The following is a 19,994-nucleotide window of genomic DNA, read 5'->3' on the forward strand; positions in this document are numbered from 1 at the left end:
AAATCAATCAATGCCCGATGGACTTGTTGATCTCTTCGGTGACCTTCTTGGCATCGCCGAGCAGCATCATCGTGCCGTCCTTGTAGAACAGCGTGTTGTCGATGCCGGCATAGCCGGAGCCGAGCGAGCGCTTGACGAAGATGCAGGTCTTGGCCTTGTCGACGTCGAGGATCGGCATGCCGTAGATCGGCGAGGTCTTGTCGTCGCGCGCCGCCGGGTTGGTGACGTCGTTGGCGCCGATGACATAGGCAACGTCGGCCTGGGCGAATTCCGAATTGATGTCCTCGAGCTCGAAGACCTCGTCATAGGGAACATTGGCTTCGGCAAGCAGCACGTTCATATGGCCGGGCATGCGGCCCGCGACCGGATGGATCGCGTACTTCACCTCGACACCGGCCTTCTTGAGATTGTCGGCCAGTTCGCGCAGCGCATGCTGGGCCTGTGCCACCGCCATGCCGTAGCCCGGCACGATGATCACCTTCGAGGCATTGGCCATCAGATAGGCGGCATCCTCGGCCGAGCCGAGCTTGACCGTCTTGTCGGAATTGTCGGCCGCACCGCTCGATGTCTCGCCGCCGAAGCCGCCGAGAATGACCGAGATGAAGGATCGGTTCATGCCCTTGCACATGATGTAGGAGAGGATCGCACCCGACGAGCCGACCAGCGCGCCGGTGATGATCAGCGCTAGATTGCCGAGCGTGAAGCCGATGCCGGCCGCCGCCCAGCCCGAATAGGAATTGAGCATCGAGACGACGACGGGCATGTCGGCGCCGCCGATCGGAACGATCAGCAGCACGCCGAGCGCCAGCGCCAGCACGATGATCGCCCAGAAGTCGAAATGGCTTTCGGTGACGGCAAGGCCGATGATGAAGAAGACAATCAGCACCAGCAGAGCGGCGTTGATAACGTGGCGGAATGGCAGCATGATCGGCTTGCCGGACATCCGCCCGTCGAGCTTCAGGAAGGCGATGATCGAGCCGGTGAAGGTCAGCGCGCCGATGGCCGCACCGATCGCCATCTCGACACGCGCTTCGGCATGGATCGAGCCGATATCGCCGATGCCGAAGGAGAGCGGCGTATAGAGCGCCGATGCTGCGACGAGCACGGCGGCAAGGCCGACCAGCGAGTGGAAGCCTGCAACCAGCTGCGGCATCGAGGTCATCGGAATGACGCGGGCGATATAAGCACCTGCGCCCCCGCCGATCGCCAGACCGAGCACGATCAGGACGAAGCCGATGAAGGACGGTGTGGCCAGCACCAGCGTCGTGAGGATGGCGATCCCCATGCCGATCATGCCGTAGAGATTGCCCTTGCGGCTGGTGGCCGGATGGGAAAGACCGCGGAGCGCCAGGATGAACAGCACGCCGGAGACGAGGTAGAGGAAAGCTGCGATATTGGTCATGCGTCCGGCCTCACTTGTCCTTCTTGCGGTACATCGCCAGCATGCGCTGCGTGACGAGGAAGCCGCCGAAGATATTGACCGAGACGAGAACCAGCGCGACAAAGCCGAAACCGGTTGCCAGACCGCTGGCCGAGATGCCGACCGCGAGCAGTGCGCCGACGACGATGACCGAGGAGATGGCGTTGGTCACCGCCATCAGCGGCGTGTGCAGCGCCGGCGTCACCGACCAGACGACGTAGTAGCCGACGAAGATCGCCAGCACGAAGATCGCCAGCTGGAAGACGAAGGGATCGATCGCCCCGCCTGTCGCAGCACTGGCGACTTCGGGGGCATGCGCGGCAGCCGTTGCCACCGCCGTGACGGCCTGGTCGAGCTGCTCGAGGGCCTTGTCCATTGCTTCACTGGCCATCAGTTATCCCCCTTCTTGGCGCCGCCGAATGCCGGATGCACGACATCGCCTGCATAGGTCAGCATCGTCGCCTTGATCAGCTCGTCGTCGAGATTGATGACCACCGTCTTCGTGTCCTTGTTGACCATGGTCTCCAGGAACGTCAGGAGGTTCTTGGCATAGAGCGCCGAAGCGCTGGCCGCGACACGGCCCGGCATATTGGCATAGCCGATGACCTTGACGCCCTCGACCTCGGCCACCTGATCGGCCACAGCACCCTCGATATTGCCGCCGCGTTCGACCGCGAGATCGACGGCGATGGCGCCGGGCTTCATCGCCTTCAGCATCTCGCGCGTCACGAGACGCGGTGCCGGACGGCCGGGAATCAGCGCCGTGGTGATGACGATGTCCTGCTTGGCGATATGCTCGGCAACCAGTGCTGCCTGCTTCGCCTGATAGTCTTTCGACATTTCCTTGGCGTAACCACCAGCCGTCTCAGCAGCCTTGAACTCGTCGTCCTCGACGGCGATGAACTTGGCGCCGAGCGAGGCGACCTGTTCCTTGGCGGCCGGGCGAACGTCGGTGGCCGAAACCGCGGCACCCAGACGGCGCGCGGTGGCGATCGCCTGCAGACCGGCAACACCGGCGCCCATGACGAAGACCTTGGCGGCCGGCACCGTGCCTGCAGCCGTCATCATCATCGGCATGGCACGGTCATAGACCGCAGCCGCCTCGATGACCGCCTGATAACCGGCGAGATTGGCCTGGGATGAGAGAACGTCCATCGACTGGGCGCGGGTGATGCGCGGCATCAGTTCCATGGCGAAGGCGGAGAGACCGGCACTTGCCATCCCGGCAACCGCTTCGTCATTGCCGTAGGGATCCATGATGGCGATGACGACAGCACCGCTCTTGTATCCGGCAATCTCGGCCGCAGCCGGGCGGCGCACCTTCAGGACAACGTCGGCCGAAGCGGCATCGGCAGCCGTGCCGATCCTGGCACCGGCAGCCTCGAATTCCCCGTCCGGAATACGCGACAAACCACCCGCCCCCGCCTCGACGATCACGTCGAAGCCGAGGCCCTTCATCTTCTTGACGGTCTCGGGTGACGCAGATACGCGCGTCTCCAAGTCCGCCGCTTCACGCGCGACGAATACGATAGTGCCCAACTGCCCCCTCCTCCGGGTCAGCCAGACCGCCGCGGGTCTCCCCGCTTATGGCCAAGCGTCAGAAAATCTTTGGAAAATCGCCCCTCCCTGCCGCGATCAACGCAGCAGGACCAGACCGGCGACGAGAATGATAAGGAAAACCAGAATGCCGCCGAGCAGGCCGCCACCGGTGAAGAAACCAGCCGTCATACCGAGCAGCAGGGCGACGAGGAACATCGTGCCGTACTTTGCGGCAGCGATGAACGTATTGTAAGTGGCCTCATGTTCCTTGTAGTCCATCGGCGCGCCAACTTCGACGGGTCCGGTGTGATGTTCGGCCATGAATATCGTCTCCCTCAAATGCCCGGTCCGCACAGTGAGGCAGACCGCCTGAATGCCATGATCAGCAGCGCTTGCAGCGGATCAATCCCTGCTCAGGGCTTACACAAAGCTTCGGGAAAGCGCAATGCATGACAATGCCGCATGCAGTACGCGGAAACGGCTTTCTTGCGCCATAGCCTCAGAGCGGCAGATCAGTGCCAAGCTCGCCCTCGGGCACGAAGCGCGCCGTTGGGATGATGGTCAGCGCCGGCGGCCCCTGATCCGCGACCCGGCCGAACATCATGCGCTGCTCGCTGGCGCTCGACATAAAGAACGGATAGCGCGTCAGCAGCTTCCGTCCGACTTCGAGCACATTGGTTGCCATCAGCGTCAGGTCGAAGCCGTAGATATCGGCCATCCGCGACGCGACGACGGTATCGGCGTAGAAAACCCGCTTGTAGAAGGCAGCATGGGCCGGACGCACATGCTGCAATACACGGTCGGCGCGGAAATGCGCAGCGGCAACGATATTCGGGCGCAGCGTCAGATAAGGCAGCCAGGGAAGCTCGGCCGCCGCTTCGGGATCGGCCGCGAACCGGGCCGGATCGATCAGCGTCATTCCGGCATCGAGAAAGGCATCCATTTCGCCAGGAAAGATGCCGCCCGACTGCGACACGCGATGATCGGGCGTCACGTGATGAATGCGGATCGTGCTGACCAGTTCTTCATAATAATACAGCCCGAAAACATAGGCCTGACGGTCGAAATCGACATCATCGATCAGCGTGGTGGCCGCGACCGGCAGCACTTCGCGCGCCTTATAGGCCCGGAAGCGCAGGCGCTCCACATCTTCCATGTCCTCGGTGCTTTCAATGCGCCGGTATTCGACATGGTCGAGTATTTCCATCAGCTTCCTGCTGAAATCGCTGGTCGTCGAAAAACCGTCTGCCATCGTGCCCACCGCTTGTTAACGGATCATTAAGCATACCGCCCGTTCTCGCGCAATGATTGCAGACAATGTTAATCACATTTGAATCGTTAAGGTTAACGGCCGCCGCGGTTAGGGTCGCTATACCCCTGAATTCTGAGGGGAAATCAGGCGGCGCCGGTCTTGCGGCGGGACGCGGGGCGCAGATTCGCGGAGAGAATGCCGATGTTCTGCGATGGAACAGGCTGCGAGAAGACGTAGCCCTGGATCAGATCGGCGCTGCGCTGCTTGTTGAGGATGGCAAGCTGATCTGCCGTCTCGACACCCTCGACAACGATCTTCAAACCAAGCTCGCGCGCCAGATTGACCGTGCCACGCAGCAGTTTCAGCCTGCGGGTATCCTGAACGATGTTGCGCACGAAGGAACGGTCGATCTTGACGATATCGAGCGGCAGCGTGTCGAGATAGCTGAGGCTGGAGAATCCGGTGCCGAAATCGTCGATGGCGATGGTGATGCCGCGCGAGCGCAGTTCCGCAAGGATGGCGCGCACCGCCGCCGGCTCGTCGATCAGGCAGCTTTCGGTCACTTCCAGATGCAGGCGCGCGGGTGGCAGACCGGTTCGCGACAGCGCCTCGGAGACCAGCGAGAGAATATCGTTGTCACGCAGGTCACGCGCCGAAAGGTTGACGGAGACGGCGATATGCTCCGGCCAGGTCATGCAGTCGGCACAGGCGCGCAGCAGGATGAAGCGGGTGATATCGGAGATGATGCCCATTTCCTCGGCAAGCCGGATAAAGACATCGGGCGGGATCGAACCCCGTTCGGGATGCACCCAGCGCGCCAGCGCCTCCGCGCATCCGATCCGCGTTCCGTCGGTCTTGTACATCGGCTGGTAGACGGCGTTCAACGCGCCCGCCGCGACGGCATCGCGAAGATCGGCCTTCAGCTTCTGCTGCTCGACATAGCGGCCATCCATCTCGTGTTCGAAACCTGCGATACCGCCGCGTCCACGCGACTTGCTCTCGAACAGCGCCAGATCGGCCTTGATACTCCATTCGTCCATTGCGAACGCATTGCCTTCCAACACCGCGTAACCGGCGCTGAGCGAGATGAGGAAAGTCACCTCGTCGGCCTCGTAGTGGCCCTGGATTGCGGCATGCACGCCCCGCATTTCGCCTTCGAGCGAGTCGCGGCTCTTGGCATGCGGGAAGAAGATCACGAACTGGTCGCCCATCAAGCGCCCGACGATAGCGCTTCCGGCCTTCTCCTTCACCCGTTCGGCGATGGCACAGAGCAGCTTATCGCCAGTGATGTGGCCGCGCATGTCGTTGACATGCTTGAACTCGTCGATATCGATGACCATGAAGCCGAGCGGGCCTTTGCGGCGCGGATGGCGGCCAAGATAATCCTGGACGAGCTGGCCGAAATATTCGCGGTTCGGCAGGCCGCTCAACGCATCGAAGCGAACCATGTGCAGGATTTTCTGCTCCGCCTTCACTCTCCTCGACACATCCTCGAAGATCAGCACCGCGCCGCCATCGACCCGGCGCTTGGCAGAGAATTCCAGCGACAGGTCCTCGGGTAAGTGGATCAGCACTCGCGACATGCTCCCTTCCGCCACCTGCGATAGCTGGCGCAGAATGAGATCGGGCTGCGAGGAATCCATGAAACTGTAGCGGGCGCCATAGCGCAGCACCGCACCGAGATCCCGATCCTTCAGTCTTTCAGGGTCGCCGATCTTCAGGAGCTCACAGGCCTTGCGGTTGATCACCTGGATCCGGTTCGACGGGTCGACCATCACAAGCCCGTGCGGCATGTTGTTCAGCGCCGTATCGAAGCGGTCGGCGATCAGCGAGATCTGCCGGTGGGCGATGACATTTTCATAGAGAAACTCGCGCACCCCGTTTGCCATCGCCCGCGTCGTCAGGCCGAAAGGAATCAGGAAGGCCGACAGGATAGCACGGTAGAAATCCAGCGCCATCAGGCTGCAGATGATCATCGGCAGGCAACAGGCAAGCGTTTGCAGGTCGATCGCCCGCTGCGAACCATAGTTGCGCCCGACCACCGATACCATCGACGCCATCGTCACGGCGATACACGCGAGTTCGGCGAAAGGCTCCTTGAGGATGAAAATGGCGTAGCCGCTGCCGATGCCGAGAATGGCGGCAGTCGAGGTCGCTCCGGCGACGTAGATCGTCTCCCAGCGCTCGATATCGGCACGGGTCAGCGATTGCTTGTCCAGCTTGTCGAACTGGCGGAAGCTGAACATGCGTCCGGCGAAAATGATGAGAAATGCGAGCGCCAGCAGATAATAGAGCGGGGCATCGGCTTTTGCCGCCACTGCGGCGAAAGCGACAGCATGAACCACGACACCGGCCACAAGCGTCATGCGGTTCCCGAAGAGGGAACTCACGAACGACAGGTACACATCCTTCGGGACCCGGTTCGGGTTATGTGGCTTCATCCATATTTTCCCTGTGCGCGGGCACGATACTCAGAACCCTTTAAAATTTGATTGCATGAACCCTATGTATTTGGCTGGTTTTTCTAAAACTCCGGGGCGTATTTCAAAAACGGAGTGCGAATACACATCCGGGAGATGCATTATTCTTGACTTATATTAGGGCCAGCATCGGCCGCATACCGGCGAGCCCTCAGCGGCCACAACCATGGCGCCTACGACTAAACTCCTAGACGGGCCATTTCATCTTTCATTTTAGGGAACCCTCGTTTACACAAATTCCAACGAGGAGAACTTGCCGCAAAGGCAATACGGGGAGAAGAGATGGCGGCTCTGTTGAGTGTCAGCCGGCTGATCGATCGATTCAGCCAAGTCATCGGCAAGATTGCAGACTACATGGTGCTCTTCTGCTGCCTGATCAGCGCAGGCAATGCCATCGTCCGCTACACGTTCAATTACAGCTCGAATGGCTGGCTGGAGATCCAATGGTATCTCTTCGCCTATGTCGTCGTGCTCGGCGCCGCCCACACGCTGCGGAACAACGAGCATGTGCGCGTCGATCTAATCTACGGCTCGGTCTCGGATCGCGCGCGGCTCTGGATCGATATCATCGGCCTCATCGTCTTCCTGATCCCGGCCTGCATCTTCCTTTCCATTCTTTGCTGGCCCTATTTCATGCATTCGTTCCAACAGGGCGAAGTCTCCGCCAATGCGGGCGGCCTGATCCGCTGGCCGGTGAAGTTCATGCTGTTTGCCGGCTTCACGCTTCTCAGCCTTCAGGGCATTTCGGAGCTGATCAAGAGGATCGCGGCACTCGCCGGCAGCATCCAGATCGACACGAAATACGAAAAGCCGCTGCAGTAAGACATCCGGGGGAGAAAGCACGTGTTCGATTACGGTATCATTCCGCCCGCCATGTTCGTCGGCATGATCATTTTCATGCTCTATGGCTTTCCGGTCGCCTTCTCGCTGGCCGCTGTCGGCCTGTTTTTTGGCATCATCGGCATCATCACCGGCCATTTCAGCGAAGTGTTTCTGCAGGCGCTGCCGCTGCGCTTCTTCGGCATCGTCTCCAATGACCTGCTGCTTGCCATTCCGTTCTTCACGCTGATGGGCGCCGTGCTCGAGCGATGCGGGCTGGCGGAAGACCTGCTTGAGGGTACCGGCAAGCTGTTCGGCGCCATCCCGGGCGGTCTTGCCTATGCCGTCATTCTGGTCGGCGCCGTGCTTGGCGCCATCACCGGCACGGTCGCGGCTTCCGTCATCACCATGGGCGTCATCTCGCTGCCGATCATGCTGCGCTACGGCTACAGCCCGCGGCTTGCGACCGGCGTCATCGCCGCATCGGGAACGATCACCCAGGTCATTCCGCCCTCACTGGTTCTCGTCGTCCTCGCCGACCAGCTCGGCCGCTCGGTCGGTGACATGTATCTCGGCGCCATCGGCCCCTCGATCCTGCAGGTGGCGATCTTCGTCGGCTACATCCTGATCGTGTCGATCATCAATCCGAAGTCGATGCCGCCGCTGCCGAAGGAAGTGCGTGGCGACTTCGACTGGAAGCTGCTCGCCACCGTTCTCTGGGGCATGATCCCGTCGATCGTGCTGATCTTCCTGGTGCTCGGCACCATCTTCATGGGCCTCGCGACCCCAACCGAAGCAGGCGCCCTCGGCGTCGTCGGTGCCATCGCCCTTGCCGCCCTGCACCGCCGGCTGACCTGGCCATTGATCCGCGAAGCCATGACCTCGACCATGCATATCACCTCGATGGTGGTGATGATCCTGATCGGCTCGACATGCTTCAGCCTCGTCTTCCAGGGCATGGACGGCTCGCGCTGGATCGAGCACATGCTGTCGGGCATCCCGGGCGGCCCCGTCGGCTTCCTGATCTTCGTCAACATCTTCATCTTCATCCTCGCCTTCTTCCTGGATTTCTTCGAGATCGCCTTCATCGTCATCCCGATGCTGGCGCCGGTGGCCCACAGCCTCGGCATCGACCTGATCTGGTTCGGCGTCTTGATCTGCGTCAACATGCAGACGAGCTTCATGCACCCGCCCTTCGGCTTCGCGCTCTTCTATCTGCGCTCGATCGCCAGCAGGGACGTGAAGACCAAGGACATCTACATGGGCGCGATCCCCTGGGTCGGCATGCAGCTGATCCTGGTGGCGATCATTATCTTCTGGCCGCAGTCGGTCACCTACTGGCTGGACAAAGGTCCGCAGGTCGACCCGAACACCATCAAGATCGAAGTGCCCGGCTTCGGCGGCCAGCTCGGCCTGCCGCCGATGGACGCTCCCGGTGGCGCATCGCCGCAAATCCCGGGCCTCACCCTGCCGCCACTGGGCACCCCCGGCCAACCGCCAGCAGTCCCTGCCCCGGCAGCACCGGCGCAGCCCGACCTCAGCCAACCGCCGGTCATCAAGTAAGCAAAAAGCCCCGGCGAAATCCGGGGCTTTTTTTGTCTGGCTGCGACCATCGCCGTCATCCTCGGGCCTGTCCCGAGGATCTACCGTCGCATATTGGTGAGCACAGCAGATCCTCGGCACAAGGCCGAGGATGACGCGCGGAATGTATGTCAAAACAGAAAAACCCCGGACTTGCATCCGGGGCTTACTTTATTCGACTTCGAGGCCCGAAAGCTTACAGCTTGCCGGCGCGCTGCTGGATCATCATGAACGTGTCGAAGGTGTATTCCGAGAGCTGCATCCACAGATAGGCATCACGCTTGAACGCGGCCTGATCTTCATAGATCTTCTTGAAATACTGGTTCTTCGACGACAGGTCCTTGTAGAGGTCCATCGACGCCTGGAAGCAGGCTTCCATGATTTCCTGGCTGAACGGACGCAGCGTCGCGCCTTCGGCGACGAGCTGTTTCAGCGAGCCCGGGTTCTTCATGTCGTACTTCGCCATCATGTTGGTGTTGGCGTAGGCGCAGGCATCGGTCAGTGCTGCCTGATAGTGCTTCGGCAGGCTGTTCCACTTTTCGAGATTGAAGAAGGCGTGGACCGTCGGACCGCCTTCCCACCAACCCGGATAGTAGTAATACTTGGCAACCTTATGCAGGCCGAGCTTCAGATCGTCATAGGGACCGACGAATTCGGCCGCATCGATCGTGCCCTTTTCCAGCGCCGGATAGATGTCGCCGCCGCCGATCTGCTGCGGGATGACGCCGACCTTCGACATCACCTGACCAGCGATGCCGGCGATACGCATCTTGATGCCCTTGAGGTCATCGAGCGTGTTGATTTCCTTGCGGAACCAGCCGCCCATCTGGGCGCCGGTATTGCCGGCGGGCAGCGCGTAGATGCCCTGCGTCGCGTAGAACTCGTTCATCAGCGTGTTGCCGTTGCCTTCATAATACCAGGCATTGGTCAGACGGCCGTTGAGACCGAAGGGGATCGCCGTGCCGATGGCGTAGGTCGGGTCCTTGCCGACGAAATAATAGGAGCAGGTATGCGCCGCTTCGACCGTGCCGGAGCTGACAGCATCGGCCGCTTCGAGCGCCGGGACGATTTCGGCCGCGGCAAAGGTCTGGATCTGGAAGTTGCCATCCGTTGCAGCGGCAACATGCTTGGCGACATCATCGGCACCGCCGAAGATCGTATCCAGGCTCTTTGGAAACGAAGACGTCATGCGCCAGGAGATTTTCGGATTTTCCTGCGCGATCGCCGGTGCTGCCAATGCGCCAGCCGCGACGGCGCCTGCCCCCGTAGCACCCGCCTTCTTGATAAATGAACGACGATCCATCAAAAACCTCCCGTATAGATGGCAATGCGCGGCTAAACTCTTCCCTACCCGTCGCAATGGCGCCGAGCTAAGCATGCAGCCGTTCGCGTTTCAAGCTTTAGTCTATGAGACTTTGGCATCACGGCAGCAATGCGGCGTGACCGGCCTTTCCATCAAAATCAGCAGTTTAGCCTATTCTTCGCGGCCGATATCGGCCACTGCCCCAATTTGGCAAGCCATTGCGCCGAGAAGTTGACTTTGAAGCCGTTCTCGGCTCTCAAATAGGCATAACCAAGAGATTTTCCGGACAGACCATGACCAAGCCGATCGTTGCCGTTCCCGCCGACATCCGAACTCTCGATGGCGCCGTCTGGCACGCCGCCCAGCATCAATATGTCCGCGCCGCACTGAACGCAGCCGGCGTGATGTCGCTGATCGTTCCGGCTTTCGAGAAGGGCTATGATATCGACGCCGTGCTCGACCGTGTCGATGGCGTGCTGGTTTCCGGCTCGGCGAGCAACGTTCACCCCTCGCTCTATGGCGCAGAGGCGAGAGACAGCGACGGTCCGTTCGACCCGGCGCGCGATGCCACCAGCCTGCCGCTGATCCGCCGCGCCATCGACCGCGGCATCCCGCTGCTGGCCATCTGCCGCGGCATCCAGGAACTGAACGTCGCGCTCGGCGGCTCTCTCGCCAGCGAGATCCAGGAACAGCCGGGCATCTGGGATCACCGCAAGCCAGACGGCGTCGATCGCGACGGCATGTACGCGATCCGCCAGAGCGTCTTCGTCAAGGAAGGCTCCTGCATCGCAGGGATCATCGGTTCCGGCGAGGTTCAGGTGAACTCGCTGCACCGCCAGGCGATCGCCAAGACGGCGCCGCGGCTACAGGTCGAGGCATTGGCCGAAGACGGCACGGTCGAAGCCGTCTCCGTCATCGATGCCAAGGCCTTTGCCGTCGGCGTTCAGTGGCATCCGGAATATTGGGCCGAAACCGACAAGCCCTCGAACCAGATCTTCGCGGCCTTCGGCGATGCGGTGCGCGACTATGTCGCCGCGCGGACCGCCTCAAAGGCAATCGCCTAGGATTTGACGGGCGTTTCCGGCACCGGCGTCAACGGCGCACCTTTCTGGAACCAGTTGATCAGGTTGTCGGCCACCAGATCAGCCATGGCGTTGCGCGTCGGCACCGAACCCGAGGCCAGATGCGGCAGCAGCACGGTATTCGGCAGCGCGATCAGTCCTGCCGGCACATTCGGCTCGTCGTAGAAGACATCGAGCCCGGCTGCGCCGATCGTGCCGTTCTTCAGCGCCGAGATCAGCGCCGCCTCATCCACACTCCAGCCGCGGCCGACATTGATGAAGATCCCGTCGGGCCCAAGCGCTGAAAGGATGTCGGCATCAATGATCTTGTGCGTCGAAGGCGTCTTCGGAACGATGGCGATCAGCGTATCGACGGCAGACGCCAGCTCCTTCAGCGACGGGTAATAATCATAGGCGACGTCGGGGTTGCGCGTACGTGTATGGTAGCTGATCTTGACCTTGAACGGCTCGAGCCGCGCGGCAATCTCCTGGCCGATGCGGCCAAGGCCGAACATGCCGACATGCCGGCCTTTCAGCGAAAAGCGCGATAGCGGATAGTTCACGCCGGGCTTCCAGTTGCCGTCGCGCAGCCAGTTTTCGGCACGCGGGAATTCGCGGGCGGTGTTGAGCAGCAGCGCCAGCGCCGTATCGGCAACTTCGTCGTTCAGCACGTCGGGCGTGTTGGTCACGACGATATTCTTCGACGCCGCGTGCTTCACATCGACGCCATCATAGCCGACGCCGAAGCTCGAGATCACCTCGACCGCAGGCAGCCGGTCGATGTCTTCAGCCTTGATCAAACCCGATACCGCCACACCGCGAATGCGCGCCGCCGTCTCCGCATCGATCGCGAGCGCGCCATGCGCATCGCGTTCGGCCGTGATCAGCTCGAAATGCTCCCGCAGCCTGGCAGGAACGCGTTCGTGTATCTTCCCGGGAACGAGAATGGCGATGCGGGACATGGCTTTTCCTCTTGATTACGTGCGGGGTCTGTAGGGGCTGGTCGACTGGCGGATCCGCATCTCAGGCTTGATGAGATGGATGCCATCGGGTTCGTGGCTGCCGGCAAGACGGTCAAGCAGCGCGCGCGCCGCAAGCCGGCCGACTTCGGCCTGGCCGTTCCAGACGGTGGTCAGCGCCGGTGTTGCAATCGATGCTTCCTCGAGATCATCGTAGCCGGTTACCGAGATGTCGCCGCCGGGCACGAGGCCGGCGCGGGCGATGCCGTTCATCAGGCCGATGGCGACGAGGTCGTTCCAGCAGACGGCAGCAGTCGGCTTCTGCGGCAGCGACAGGAAGTGGACGGCGGCTTCGAAGCCACCCTGCTTCGAACGCGGGCCTGGAATGCGCAGGTTCGGATCGACCTCGATCCCTGCCTTGCGCAGCGCGTTGACATAGCCCTGGTAGCGGTCGCGGCCGGTCGAGGTCTGGTCCGTGCCGCCGATCATCGCGATCGAACGATGACCAAGGCCGATCAGATGGTTGGTGGCAAGCGAGATGCCGTAGCTGTCGTCGCCGCGATAGGTCGGCAGGTCCATCACATCCATCGAACGGGCAACGAGGATCGCCGGCATGCCGTTGTCCTCGGTCAGCTGCAGGTCTTCGGGCGGCGTGCCGATCGCCGGCGACATGATGACGCCATCGCCGCCAAGCTGCAGCAGCGTCTCGATGAAGGTGCGCTGCTTCTCTACCGAGTCATAGTGATTGGAGAGAATGAAGGTGTGGCGGCTGCGGTCGAGCTCGCTTTCGATCGCCTTCAGGATTTCCCCGTAGAACGGGTTCATGATATCGTGGACGACAACACCGATGATGCCCGATCGCGAGGTGCGAAGGCTGGCGGCGCGGCGGTTGTAGATATAGCCGAGCGCTCGCGCCTGTTCCTTGATCTTGTCCCGGGTGCTGCCCGCAACAAGCGGGCTATCGCGTAAGGCGAGAGAGACGGTTGCCGTTGAAATACCGAGTGTCTCGGCAATCGTCGAAAGCTTGATCTTCTGAGCCACGCATCCTCCCCAGGCAACGCGCTAGATATGGAGCGCTTGTGCGAACGGGTAGGCGCGCTCCTTAAAATATTTAATTAAAAGATTAAACGCAGGGAGGCAAACCTAAATTTCAATGGATCTCAGTTTTCGTCCGGCTCTTCGAAATGCGCGGCTTCGGCCTGCAGATTACTGTCGATCGCCTTCAGCAGCCGTACGAGATTGCGGATCTCCTTGTCGGAAAAGGCCTGCGTCGCCATCCCATCGCAACGCGATGCGGCGGTCTCGATCGACTGGACGCTGCCGCGGCCGAGTTCCGTCAGATAGACCTTGGTCAGACGCGCGTCCTCGGCATCCGGCTTGCGTTCGACAAAACCCTGCGCCTCCATGCGCCCGATCGTCCGCGTCATCGTCGGCGCCTTGACGCCGAGGCGCTGGGCAAGCCCGCCGGCGGTCATGCCATCCGTTTCCGAAAGCGACAGAATGACGCCGTCTTGTCCGGCATAGAGACCGCTCTCCAGCAGATTGCGGGACAGCACGGTGCGCATCGAGCGCGCCGCCTGCGTCAGGGCGGGCGAGAGATCAGCAAGCGTATATTCGGTCTGGTCCTTCTTCTTGGACTTGTTTTTCTTACCGTCTTTGTGCTTCTTGCCCATCGCCATCCCTTTGATCTTCTGCATTATGACATTGCGCAGCTTCACGTCATAAACAAGGGGCATTGAAACCGCATGACAGTCCCCTCTCTAAACTTCGCGGAAAACGATCCGTCGCTCACGCCTGACGAAAGAAAGGGCTGGATTGCCGTGTTGCCCCTCGGCGCCCATGAGCAGCACGGCCCGCATCTGCCTTTCGACACTGATACCCTGATCGCCGAGGGCATTGTCGAACGCCTGAAAACGGCGCTGCCAGCGGGCCTGCCCGTGACCTTTCTTCCGGCAGAGCCGATCGGCTATTCGATCGAGCATATGGATGTCGAGGGCACGAAGACGCTGACCTATGGCGAGGCGATCCATCGCTGGCTCGGCATATCGGGGATGTTGCATGATCTCGGCATCCGCAAGCTGGTTCTGCTCAACGCCCATGGCGGCAACTCACCGCTGACGACGATCGTGTCGACCGAAGCCCGCGTCCACTTCAACATGCTGACGGTGGCAACCAGCTGGACACGTTTCGGCGTGCCCGATGGCGTGATTGCGCCGGAGGCGAAGGCGATCGACATTCATGGCGGCGATATCGAAACATCGGTTATGCTGGCGCTTTACCCCGACAAGGTGAAGATGCAGAAAGCGGCCGATTTCCCGTCGCGGCAAAGCGAATTCGCAGAACGTTTCAAGCATCTGCGCGCCTATGGTCCGCACGCTTTCGGCTGGAAGATGTCCGATCTCAGCGCGAAAGGCGTGGCGGGCAATGCTTCGGCCGCGACGGCAGAAAAAGGCGAGGCACTGATCGCCCACTCCGTCAAAGGCCTGATCGAGCTGCTGCGGGATATCGATGCCTTCGACGCATCCGAACTCGGCTAAGGCGCTAGAGCGGCAGAATGTGATCTTATAACATTATAAAACCCTTTGAACTGCCGCTCCCAACTCCTTATATGAAACCGACCGTTTTTAGCCCCTGCGGCCGCACGCCCATTTCTTCGAGGTTCTCATGACCGACGCAATCTCCACCCAGCAGAAGCCCATTCCCGTTACCGTGCTCACCGGTTATCTCGGTGCCGGCAAGACGACGCTGCTGAACCGCATCCTGTCCGAAAATCATGGCAAGAAATATGCTGTCATCGTCAACGAATTCGGCGAGATCGGCATCGACAACGACCTGATCGTCGAGTCCGACGAAGAAATCTACGAGATGAACAACGGCTGTGTCTGTTGCACGGTGCGCGGTGACCTGATCCGCGTCGTCGAAGGCCTGATGCGCCGCCCCGGCCGCTTCGACGGCATCATCGTCGAAACGACGGGCCTTGCTGATCCGGTTCCGGTCGCCCAGACTTTCTTCATGGATGACGACGTCCGCGCCAAGACCGAGCTCGATGCCGTGGTCGCCCTAGTCGATGCCAAGCATCTGCCGYTGCGCCTGAAGGACAGCCGCGAAGCCGAAGACCAGATCGCCTTCGCCGACGTTATCCTCATCAACAAGACCGACCTCGTGACCGCCGAAGAGCTGGCGCAGATCGAGGATATCGTCCGCGCCATCAACCCATCGGCCCGCGTCTACAAGACCAACCGCTCCGGCGTCGATCTCGCCCGCGTGCTCGATCAGGGCGCCTTCAATCTCGAGCGTGCGCTGGAAAATGACCCGCATTTCCTCGAGCATGGCCATGACGACCACGTCTGCGGCCCGGACTGCGATCACGATCATCACCACCATGATCACGACCACGGACACGACCATCATCACCATGGCGCCGTATCGCCGATCCATGACGTGACGGTGCAGTCGGTATCGCTGCGCGGCGGCGAAATGATTGCCGAACGCTTCTTCCCCTGGATCCAGAAGATCACCCAGACGCAGGGTCCGAATATCCTGCGCTTGAAGGGCATCATCGCCTTCAAGGACGATGCCGAGCGCTATGTCGTTCAGGGCGTGCACATGATCGTCGAAGGCGATCATCAGCGTCCGTGGAAGGACGGTGAGAAGCATGAGACCCGTCTCGTCTTCATCGGCCGTGAGCTCGACCGCGAAAAGCTCGAAGCCTCCTTCAAGGCATGCGAGGCCGCGGCCTGATGCCAACAGTTGCTCCGCTTGATCTCGACGGCCACATCCTGGCCGTCGAATTTTTAGGTGACACCCCCTTCTTCGCCAATGCCAATGGCACGTTCCACCGGCTGGATGGCGCCGAGAAGGTTTCCGAAGCCCACCAGGGCATGCTCACCTGCATCCGCGATCCCTATAGCGAAAGCCTGATTTCAGGCGGCGAAGACGGCAAGGTGCTGCGCATCGGCGCCGATGCTTCCGTGACCGAGATCGCCAGCGCGCCGCGCAAGTGGATCTCGCAGCTTGCCGCCGGCCCGCAGGGCGCCATTGCCTATTCCTATGGCAAGAGCGCCTTCGTGCGCCTCGCCAATGGTGAGACCAAGGAATTCACCGAAGAACGCACCGTCGAAGGCCTGGCCTTCGCGCCGAAAGGTCTGCGCATTGCCGCTGCCCGCTACAATGGTGTGTCGCTGCACTGGGTTTCGACGGCAGCCAAGCCTGTCGACCTCGAATGGAAGGGCGCCCATACGGGTGTCACCTTCTCGCCCGATGGCAATTTCCTCGTCACCTCGATGCAGGAAAACGCCCTGCACGGCTGGAAGCTGGATATCAAGCCCGGCACCGAGGCCCGCCACATGCGCATGACCGGCTATCCGGCCAAGGTGAAGTCGCTGTCGTGGTCCGCCAAGGGCAAATGGCTCGCCTCGTCAGGTGCTCCCGCTGCCATTGTCTGGCCCTTCCAGGGCAAGGACGGCCCGATGGGGAAATCGCCGCTGGAACTTGGCACCCGCGCCAACATCATGGCAACTGCGGTCAAGTTTCATCCGGCAGAGGATATCCTGGCGATCGGCTTCATCGACGGCATGATCCTTGCCGTTCGCCTTGCCGACAACAAGGAAGCCCTGATCCGCCGCCCCGGCAAGGGTTCGATCACCGCCATGAGCTGGAGCAAGAACGGCAAGCTGCTGGCCTTCGCCTCCGAAGCCGGCGATTGCGGCGTGGTCGATATCTCGGCCTGAGTTGATGGCGGCGCCAGCCGCCTTCACGACGTCTTCGCCGTCTCGATAATATCCGCCAGCAGCTCATGCAGCGCGTCACGATAACCGTTGCGCGCTGACGGGCCGCTTTCCGCGGAAGTCATCGCCACCGTGAGGTTCAGCGACGGAACGATGTAAAGCATCTGCCCGCCATAGCCCCAGGCGAAATGGACCGTCTCACCGCCGATCTGCCGCTCGAACCAGCCATAGCCGTAACCGTCTCCCGAAAAGCGCGAATTGGTTCGTTGCTGCCACGACTGGGCAATCCAGTCCGCGGACACGACCTGCACACCATCAGCCGTCTTGCCGCCATTGCGGTAAAGCTCGCCGAAGGCCAGCAGCGATCGTGCGCTCATCGCCATCTGATTGCCGCCGAGATAGATGCCTTGCGGATCCCGCTCCCATGCGCCGATGCGGAAACCTTGAACGGGCTCCAGCCATTCGCGCGCCAAGGCTAAAGTCGATTTGCCGCCGACTTTGGTGAGGATCGCCGAGAGCAGGTGCGTCGATGCCGTGGAATAGAGCATCTGGCCGCCCGGCGCGTCATCGAAAGGCTGGGCCAGTGCGAAGCGGACCCAGTTTCGGCTGGAGACCCATCGTCCATAGTTCGGCCCCGACATGCGCCCAAGCCCTGCCTGCATCGAGAGCAGGTTGCCGATTGTGATGTCATTGAGCCGCGGATCGGGATTATCAGGGAGATCGGCCTTGAGGATCGGCGTGATCTTCTGATCCGGCCCTTCCAGCAGGCCCTTCGAGATGGCGATCCCGACCAGAGCCGAGATGATCGACTTCGAAGCCGATTTGATATTCGCGGACTCAGAGGTCGTGTGGCCACGATACCCCTGCTCGGCAACGATCTCGCCATTCCTGGCAATAACGACGGTCTTCAGCGGCACCAGTTCCTGTCTGTTACCGAGGCTATTGAGCAATCCTGCCAGCTGCTTGTCCTCCGCGAAAGCGGCAAGCGGCATGGCGATGACAAAGAGGGCGGCGGCGATAATTCTTAGCATGCCCCTCACCTAGGGCCATCGCGACAGAAAATCACCACCGAGCCGAGCCGTTTCACGTGGACGTGAAACGTTATGAAGCCCCTTGCCCCCAGCATGCCCGGCGCGACATAGTCGCGGCCGGATGGATGGAGGAGAAGGTCATGGCAGGCGTCGTCGTTATCGGAGCAACGGGTCACGTCGGCACCTATCTGGTGCCGCGGCTTGTCGAGGCGGGCCACCAGGTCATCGCCGTCAGCCGCGGCACTTTAGAGCCGTATTTGCCGCACGCGGCCTGGAAGAGCATCGAGACCAGGCAGATGGACCGCGCCGCTCTTGAGCGCGACGGCAGCTTCGGCCGGGCAATCCGTGCGCTGAAGGCGGATATCGTCATAGACAAAATCTGTTTCACCCTTGATAGCGCCCGCGAACTCGGCGAAGCGCTGAACGGCCATGTCGGCCATCTGCTGCACACCGGCACGATCTGGACGCATGGCCATTCGCTTGCCGTGCCGACACGCGAAGACGCGCCGAAAGCTCCCTTCGGCGAATACGGCATCCAGAAGAAGGCGATCGAAGACTATCTGCTGGAAGCCGCGAAGCTGCGCGGCCTGCCAGTAACACTGATCCATCCGGGCCATATCGTCGGCCGCGGCTGGGCGCCGCTCAATCCGGCCGGGCATTTCAACCTCGCAGCCTTCGAGACCATCGCCCGCGGCGAGCAGCTGACGCTCGCCAATTTCGGCCTGGAAACGGTGCACCATGTTCACGCCGATGATATCGCAGCACTCTTCATGGCGGCGATCGGCAACTGGCGCGCTTCGACCGGCGAGGCTTTCCATGCCGTTTCCGAACAGGCGCTGACACTGCGCGGCTATGCCGAAGCGATGTATCGCTGGTTCGGCCATGAGCCGAACCTGGCCTACAAACCGTATGATGCGTGGAAGGCAGATGAGACGCCCGAGGATGCCAAGGCGACGTGGGAGCACATCGCCCGCAGCCCGAACTGCTCGATGGCGAAGGCCCGGCATCTCCTGGATTTCCGGCCGCGCTACAGCTCGCTTGAAGCTGTCCAGGAGTCAGTCGACTGGCTGATCGACAAGGGCAAGATCAAGGGCTGAAACAAAAAAGCCCCTCTCCTTTCGGGAGAGAGGCTTGTTACCGGTCAGGCCGCCTTCCGGACCGGCGCGCTCGTCAGCATGCGCCCCGTGGGAACGATCATGCCGGCTGCGCCGTCAAGCCAGCCTTCGACGAGTTCAAGCGCCAGAAAGCGCGAACGTTCGAACGGGCCGGGCATGACGAGATGGCAGGCGCCTTCGGCAAAGAAGCCGAAGCGCTCGTAATAGGCCGCATCGCCGACCAGCAGGATTGCGCCGTGCTGACGGTTCTTGGCTTCGAGAATCGCAGCGCGCATCAGCGCCGCACCAATGCCCTTGCCTTCAAAGGCGGCATCGACGGCGAGCGGTCCGAGCAGAAGCGCATTGATCGGCGTGCCTTCGCTGTTGACGCCGGCTTCGACATTCCAGAGACGGACAGTGCCGATGACATGGCCGTCGCCATCACGGGCGACGAGAGCCAGGCCTTCGGCCGGAATACGGCCGCGACGGATCTTTTCCGACGACTTCTTGCGGCGGTTCGGACCCATGGCACGATCGAGTAAATTCTCGCGGGCTACGACATCCGAGGGATTTTCGGCGTCGATGGTGAAAACAGAGGGCGCAAAGAATGCGCGGACAGAATCAAGAACAGCGGCCATCGTGGCCTCCCGTACCTGTGCATGTCGAATTCAGGCGAAGCCTGAATTGTACGAACATGCGCCACTAAAGGTTTTTGGAGCCAAGCTTTG

Annotated in this window: 19 protein-coding genes; 7 read left to right on the plus strand and 12 right to left on the minus strand. The window is 61.2% G+C overall.

Annotated elements, in window-relative coordinates:
* Positions 1 to 7 precede the first annotated feature (7 nt).
* The 6 genes from AC1DIJ_RS20465 to AC1DIJ_RS20490 all read right to left on the minus strand — a co-directional run bounded on the left by AC1DIJ_RS20465 (position 8) and on the right by AC1DIJ_RS20490 (position 6,652).
* Positions 8 to 1,402, minus strand: a complete 1,395-nt coding sequence (locus tag AC1DIJ_RS20465) for an NAD(P)(+) transhydrogenase (Re/Si-specific) subunit beta (RefSeq protein ID WP_112385582.1) — start codon at positions 1,400 to 1,402, stop codon at positions 8 to 10.
* 10 nt (positions 1,403 to 1,412) lie between these two features.
* Complete coding sequence (locus AC1DIJ_RS20470) at positions 1,413 to 1,811, minus strand: proton-translocating transhydrogenase family protein (protein ID WP_112385583.1); 399 nt, start codon at positions 1,809 to 1,811, stop codon at positions 1,413 to 1,415.
* A complete protein-coding gene (locus tag AC1DIJ_RS20475) occupies positions 1,811 to 2,959 on the minus strand; it encodes a Re/Si-specific NAD(P)(+) transhydrogenase subunit alpha (protein ID WP_112385584.1) in 1,149 nt (382 codons plus the stop codon). The genes AC1DIJ_RS20470 and AC1DIJ_RS20475 overlap by 1 nt, the downstream gene beginning before the upstream one ends.
* Before the next feature lie 96 nt (positions 2,960 to 3,055).
* Entirely contained in the window at positions 3,056 to 3,280 is a 225-nt protein-coding gene (locus tag AC1DIJ_RS20480; RefSeq protein WP_112385585.1) for an aa3-type cytochrome c oxidase subunit IV, read from the minus strand.
* Positions 3,281 to 3,458: 178 nt separating this feature from the next.
* A complete protein-coding gene (locus AC1DIJ_RS20485) occupies positions 3,459 to 4,211 on the minus strand; it encodes an N-acyl amino acid synthase FeeM domain-containing protein (protein ID WP_112385586.1) in 753 nt (250 codons plus the stop codon).
* Positions 4,212 to 4,354: 143 nt separating this feature from the next.
* Entirely contained in the window at positions 4,355 to 6,652 is a 2,298-nt protein-coding gene (locus AC1DIJ_RS20490) for an EAL domain-containing protein (RefSeq protein WP_112385587.1), read from the minus strand.
* Positions 6,653 to 6,973: 321 nt separating this feature from the next.
* Between AC1DIJ_RS20490 and AC1DIJ_RS20495 the strand changes: the two genes are divergently transcribed.
* Together AC1DIJ_RS20495 and AC1DIJ_RS20500 are read left to right on the plus strand one after the other, a co-directional pair.
* Positions 6,974 to 7,513, plus strand: a complete 540-nt coding sequence (locus tag AC1DIJ_RS20495; protein WP_112385588.1) for a TRAP transporter small permease subunit — start codon at positions 6,974 to 6,976, stop codon at positions 7,511 to 7,513.
* A 21-nt stretch (positions 7,514 to 7,534) separates the two neighbouring features.
* Positions 7,535 to 9,073 carry a TRAP transporter large permease gene (locus tag AC1DIJ_RS20500; RefSeq protein WP_112385589.1) on the plus strand — a complete coding sequence of 513 codons (1,539 nt, stop codon included), beginning with the start codon at positions 7,535 to 7,537 and terminating at the stop codon, positions 9,071 to 9,073.
* Positions 9,074 to 9,287: 214 nt separating this feature from the next.
* Here AC1DIJ_RS20500 and AC1DIJ_RS20505 read toward each other — a convergent pair whose 3' ends face one another.
* The gene (locus AC1DIJ_RS20505; protein ID WP_112385590.1) at positions 9,288 to 10,394 is read right to left on the minus strand and encodes a TRAP transporter substrate-binding protein; all 1,107 of its coding nucleotides are present in this window, start codon (positions 10,392 to 10,394) and stop codon (positions 9,288 to 9,290) included.
* 293 nt (positions 10,395 to 10,687) lie between these two features.
* Here AC1DIJ_RS20505 and AC1DIJ_RS20510 point away from each other — a divergent pair, with 293 nt between their 5' ends.
* Positions 10,688 to 11,458: a gamma-glutamyl-gamma-aminobutyrate hydrolase family protein gene (locus AC1DIJ_RS20510; protein WP_112385591.1), complete on the plus strand. Its 771-nt coding sequence runs from the start codon at positions 10,688 to 10,690 to the stop codon at positions 11,456 to 11,458.
* Here AC1DIJ_RS20510 and AC1DIJ_RS20515 read toward each other — a convergent pair.
* From AC1DIJ_RS20515 to AC1DIJ_RS20525, 3 genes are all read right to left on the minus strand, one after another.
* A complete protein-coding gene (locus AC1DIJ_RS20515) occupies positions 11,455 to 12,417 on the minus strand; it encodes a 2-hydroxyacid dehydrogenase (RefSeq protein ID WP_112385592.1) in 963 nt (320 codons plus the stop codon). The genes AC1DIJ_RS20510 and AC1DIJ_RS20515 overlap by 4 nt on opposite strands.
* 15 nt (positions 12,418 to 12,432) lie before the next feature.
* Positions 12,433 to 13,455, minus strand: a complete 1,023-nt coding sequence (locus AC1DIJ_RS20520; RefSeq protein WP_112385593.1) for a LacI family DNA-binding transcriptional regulator — start codon at positions 13,453 to 13,455, stop codon at positions 12,433 to 12,435.
* Between the two features lie 119 nt (positions 13,456 to 13,574).
* Positions 13,575 to 14,087, minus strand: coding sequence for a MarR family winged helix-turn-helix transcriptional regulator (locus AC1DIJ_RS20525; RefSeq protein WP_112385721.1), 513 nt, complete (start codon positions 14,085 to 14,087; stop codon positions 13,575 to 13,577).
* A 72-nt stretch (positions 14,088 to 14,159) separates the two neighbouring features.
* On the opposite strand from AC1DIJ_RS20525, the gene AC1DIJ_RS20530 reads away from it, so the two are divergent.
* The 3 genes from AC1DIJ_RS20530 to AC1DIJ_RS20540 all read left to right on the plus strand — a co-directional run bounded on the left by AC1DIJ_RS20530 (position 14,160) and on the right by AC1DIJ_RS20540 (position 17,144).
* Complete coding sequence (locus AC1DIJ_RS20530) at positions 14,160 to 14,951, plus strand: creatininase family protein (protein ID WP_112385594.1); 792 nt, start codon at positions 14,160 to 14,162, stop codon at positions 14,949 to 14,951.
* 127 nt (positions 14,952 to 15,078) lie between these two features.
* Positions 15,079 to 16,155, plus strand: coding sequence for a CobW family GTP-binding protein (locus AC1DIJ_RS20535; RefSeq protein WP_112385595.1), 1,077 nt, complete (start codon positions 15,079 to 15,081; stop codon positions 16,153 to 16,155).
* Positions 16,155 to 17,144, plus strand: a complete 990-nt coding sequence (locus AC1DIJ_RS20540; protein WP_112385722.1) for a WD40 repeat domain-containing protein — start codon at positions 16,155 to 16,157, stop codon at positions 17,142 to 17,144. Before AC1DIJ_RS20535 ends, AC1DIJ_RS20540 begins: the two co-directional genes overlap by 1 nt.
* Positions 17,145 to 17,167: 23 nt before the next feature.
* Here the strand turns inward: AC1DIJ_RS20540 and AC1DIJ_RS20545 are convergent, their stop codons facing one another.
* Positions 17,168 to 18,133: a serine hydrolase domain-containing protein gene (locus AC1DIJ_RS20545; protein WP_477831537.1), complete on the minus strand. Its 966-nt coding sequence runs from the start codon at positions 18,131 to 18,133 to the stop codon at positions 17,168 to 17,170.
* Positions 18,134 to 18,312: 179 nt separating this feature from the next.
* Here AC1DIJ_RS20545 and AC1DIJ_RS20550 point away from each other — a divergent pair, with 179 nt between their 5' ends.
* Positions 18,313 to 19,269, plus strand: a complete 957-nt coding sequence (locus AC1DIJ_RS20550) for an NAD-dependent epimerase/dehydratase family protein (protein ID WP_112385597.1) — start codon at positions 18,313 to 18,315, stop codon at positions 19,267 to 19,269.
* A gap of 44 nt (positions 19,270 to 19,313) precedes the next feature.
* Here the strand turns inward: AC1DIJ_RS20550 and AC1DIJ_RS20555 are convergent, their stop codons facing one another.
* Positions 19,314 to 19,904 (minus strand): GNAT family N-acetyltransferase, encoded by a 591-nt coding sequence (locus AC1DIJ_RS20555; RefSeq protein WP_112385598.1) that lies wholly within the window; start codon positions 19,902 to 19,904, stop codon positions 19,314 to 19,316.
* Between the last annotated feature and the right edge of the window lie 90 nt (positions 19,905 to 19,994).

It is taken from the genome of Rhizobium sp. 10N427, assembly GCF_056394605.1.

Excerpts from the sequence above, each read along its gene's own strand:
- AC1DIJ_RS20465 (WP_112385582.1), bottom strand. The coding sequence starts at position 1,402 with ATGACCAATATCGCAGCTTTCCTCTACCTCGTCTCCGGCGTGCTGTTC.
- AC1DIJ_RS20470 (WP_112385583.1), bottom strand. The coding sequence starts at position 1,811 with ATGGCCAGTGAAGCAATGGACAAGGCCCTCGAGCAGCTCGACCAGGCC.
- AC1DIJ_RS20480 (WP_112385585.1), bottom strand. The coding sequence starts at position 3,280 with ATGGCCGAACATCACACCGGACCCGTCGAAGTTGGCGCGCCGATGGAC.
- AC1DIJ_RS20485 (WP_112385586.1), bottom strand. The coding sequence starts at position 4,211 with ATGGCAGACGGTTTTTCGACGACCAGCGATTTCAGCAGGAAGCTGATG.
- AC1DIJ_RS20490 (WP_112385587.1), bottom strand. The coding sequence starts at position 6,652 with ATGAAGCCACATAACCCGAACCGGGTCCCGAAGGATGTGTACCTGTCG.
- AC1DIJ_RS20495 (WP_112385588.1), top strand. The coding sequence starts at position 6,974 with ATGGCGGCTCTGTTGAGTGTCAGCCGGCTGATCGATCGATTCAGCCAA.
- AC1DIJ_RS20505 (WP_112385590.1), bottom strand. The coding sequence starts at position 10,394 with ATGGATCGTCGTTCATTTATCAAGAAGGCGGGTGCTACGGGGGCAGGC.
- AC1DIJ_RS20510 (WP_112385591.1), top strand. The coding sequence starts at position 10,688 with ATGACCAAGCCGATCGTTGCCGTTCCCGCCGACATCCGAACTCTCGAT.
- AC1DIJ_RS20515 (WP_112385592.1), bottom strand. The coding sequence starts at position 12,417 with ATGTCCCGCATCGCCATTCTCGTTCCCGGGAAGATACACGAACGCGTT.
- AC1DIJ_RS20525 (WP_112385721.1), bottom strand. The coding sequence starts at position 14,087 with ATGGGCAAGAAGCACAAAGACGGTAAGAAAAACAAGTCCAAGAAGAAG.
- AC1DIJ_RS20530 (WP_112385594.1), top strand. The coding sequence starts at position 14,160 with ATGACAGTCCCCTCTCTAAACTTCGCGGAAAACGATCCGTCGCTCACG.
- AC1DIJ_RS20540 (WP_112385722.1), top strand. The coding sequence starts at position 16,155 with ATGCCAACAGTTGCTCCGCTTGATCTCGACGGCCACATCCTGGCCGTC.
- AC1DIJ_RS20545 (WP_477831537.1), bottom strand. The coding sequence starts at position 18,133 with ATGCCGCTTGCCGCTTTCGCGGAGGACAAGCAGCTGGCAGGATTGCTC.
- AC1DIJ_RS20550 (WP_112385597.1), top strand. The coding sequence starts at position 18,313 with ATGGCAGGCGTCGTCGTTATCGGAGCAACGGGTCACGTCGGCACCTAT.
- AC1DIJ_RS20555 (WP_112385598.1), bottom strand. The coding sequence starts at position 19,904 with ATGGCCGCTGTTCTTGATTCTGTCCGCGCATTCTTTGCGCCCTCTGTT.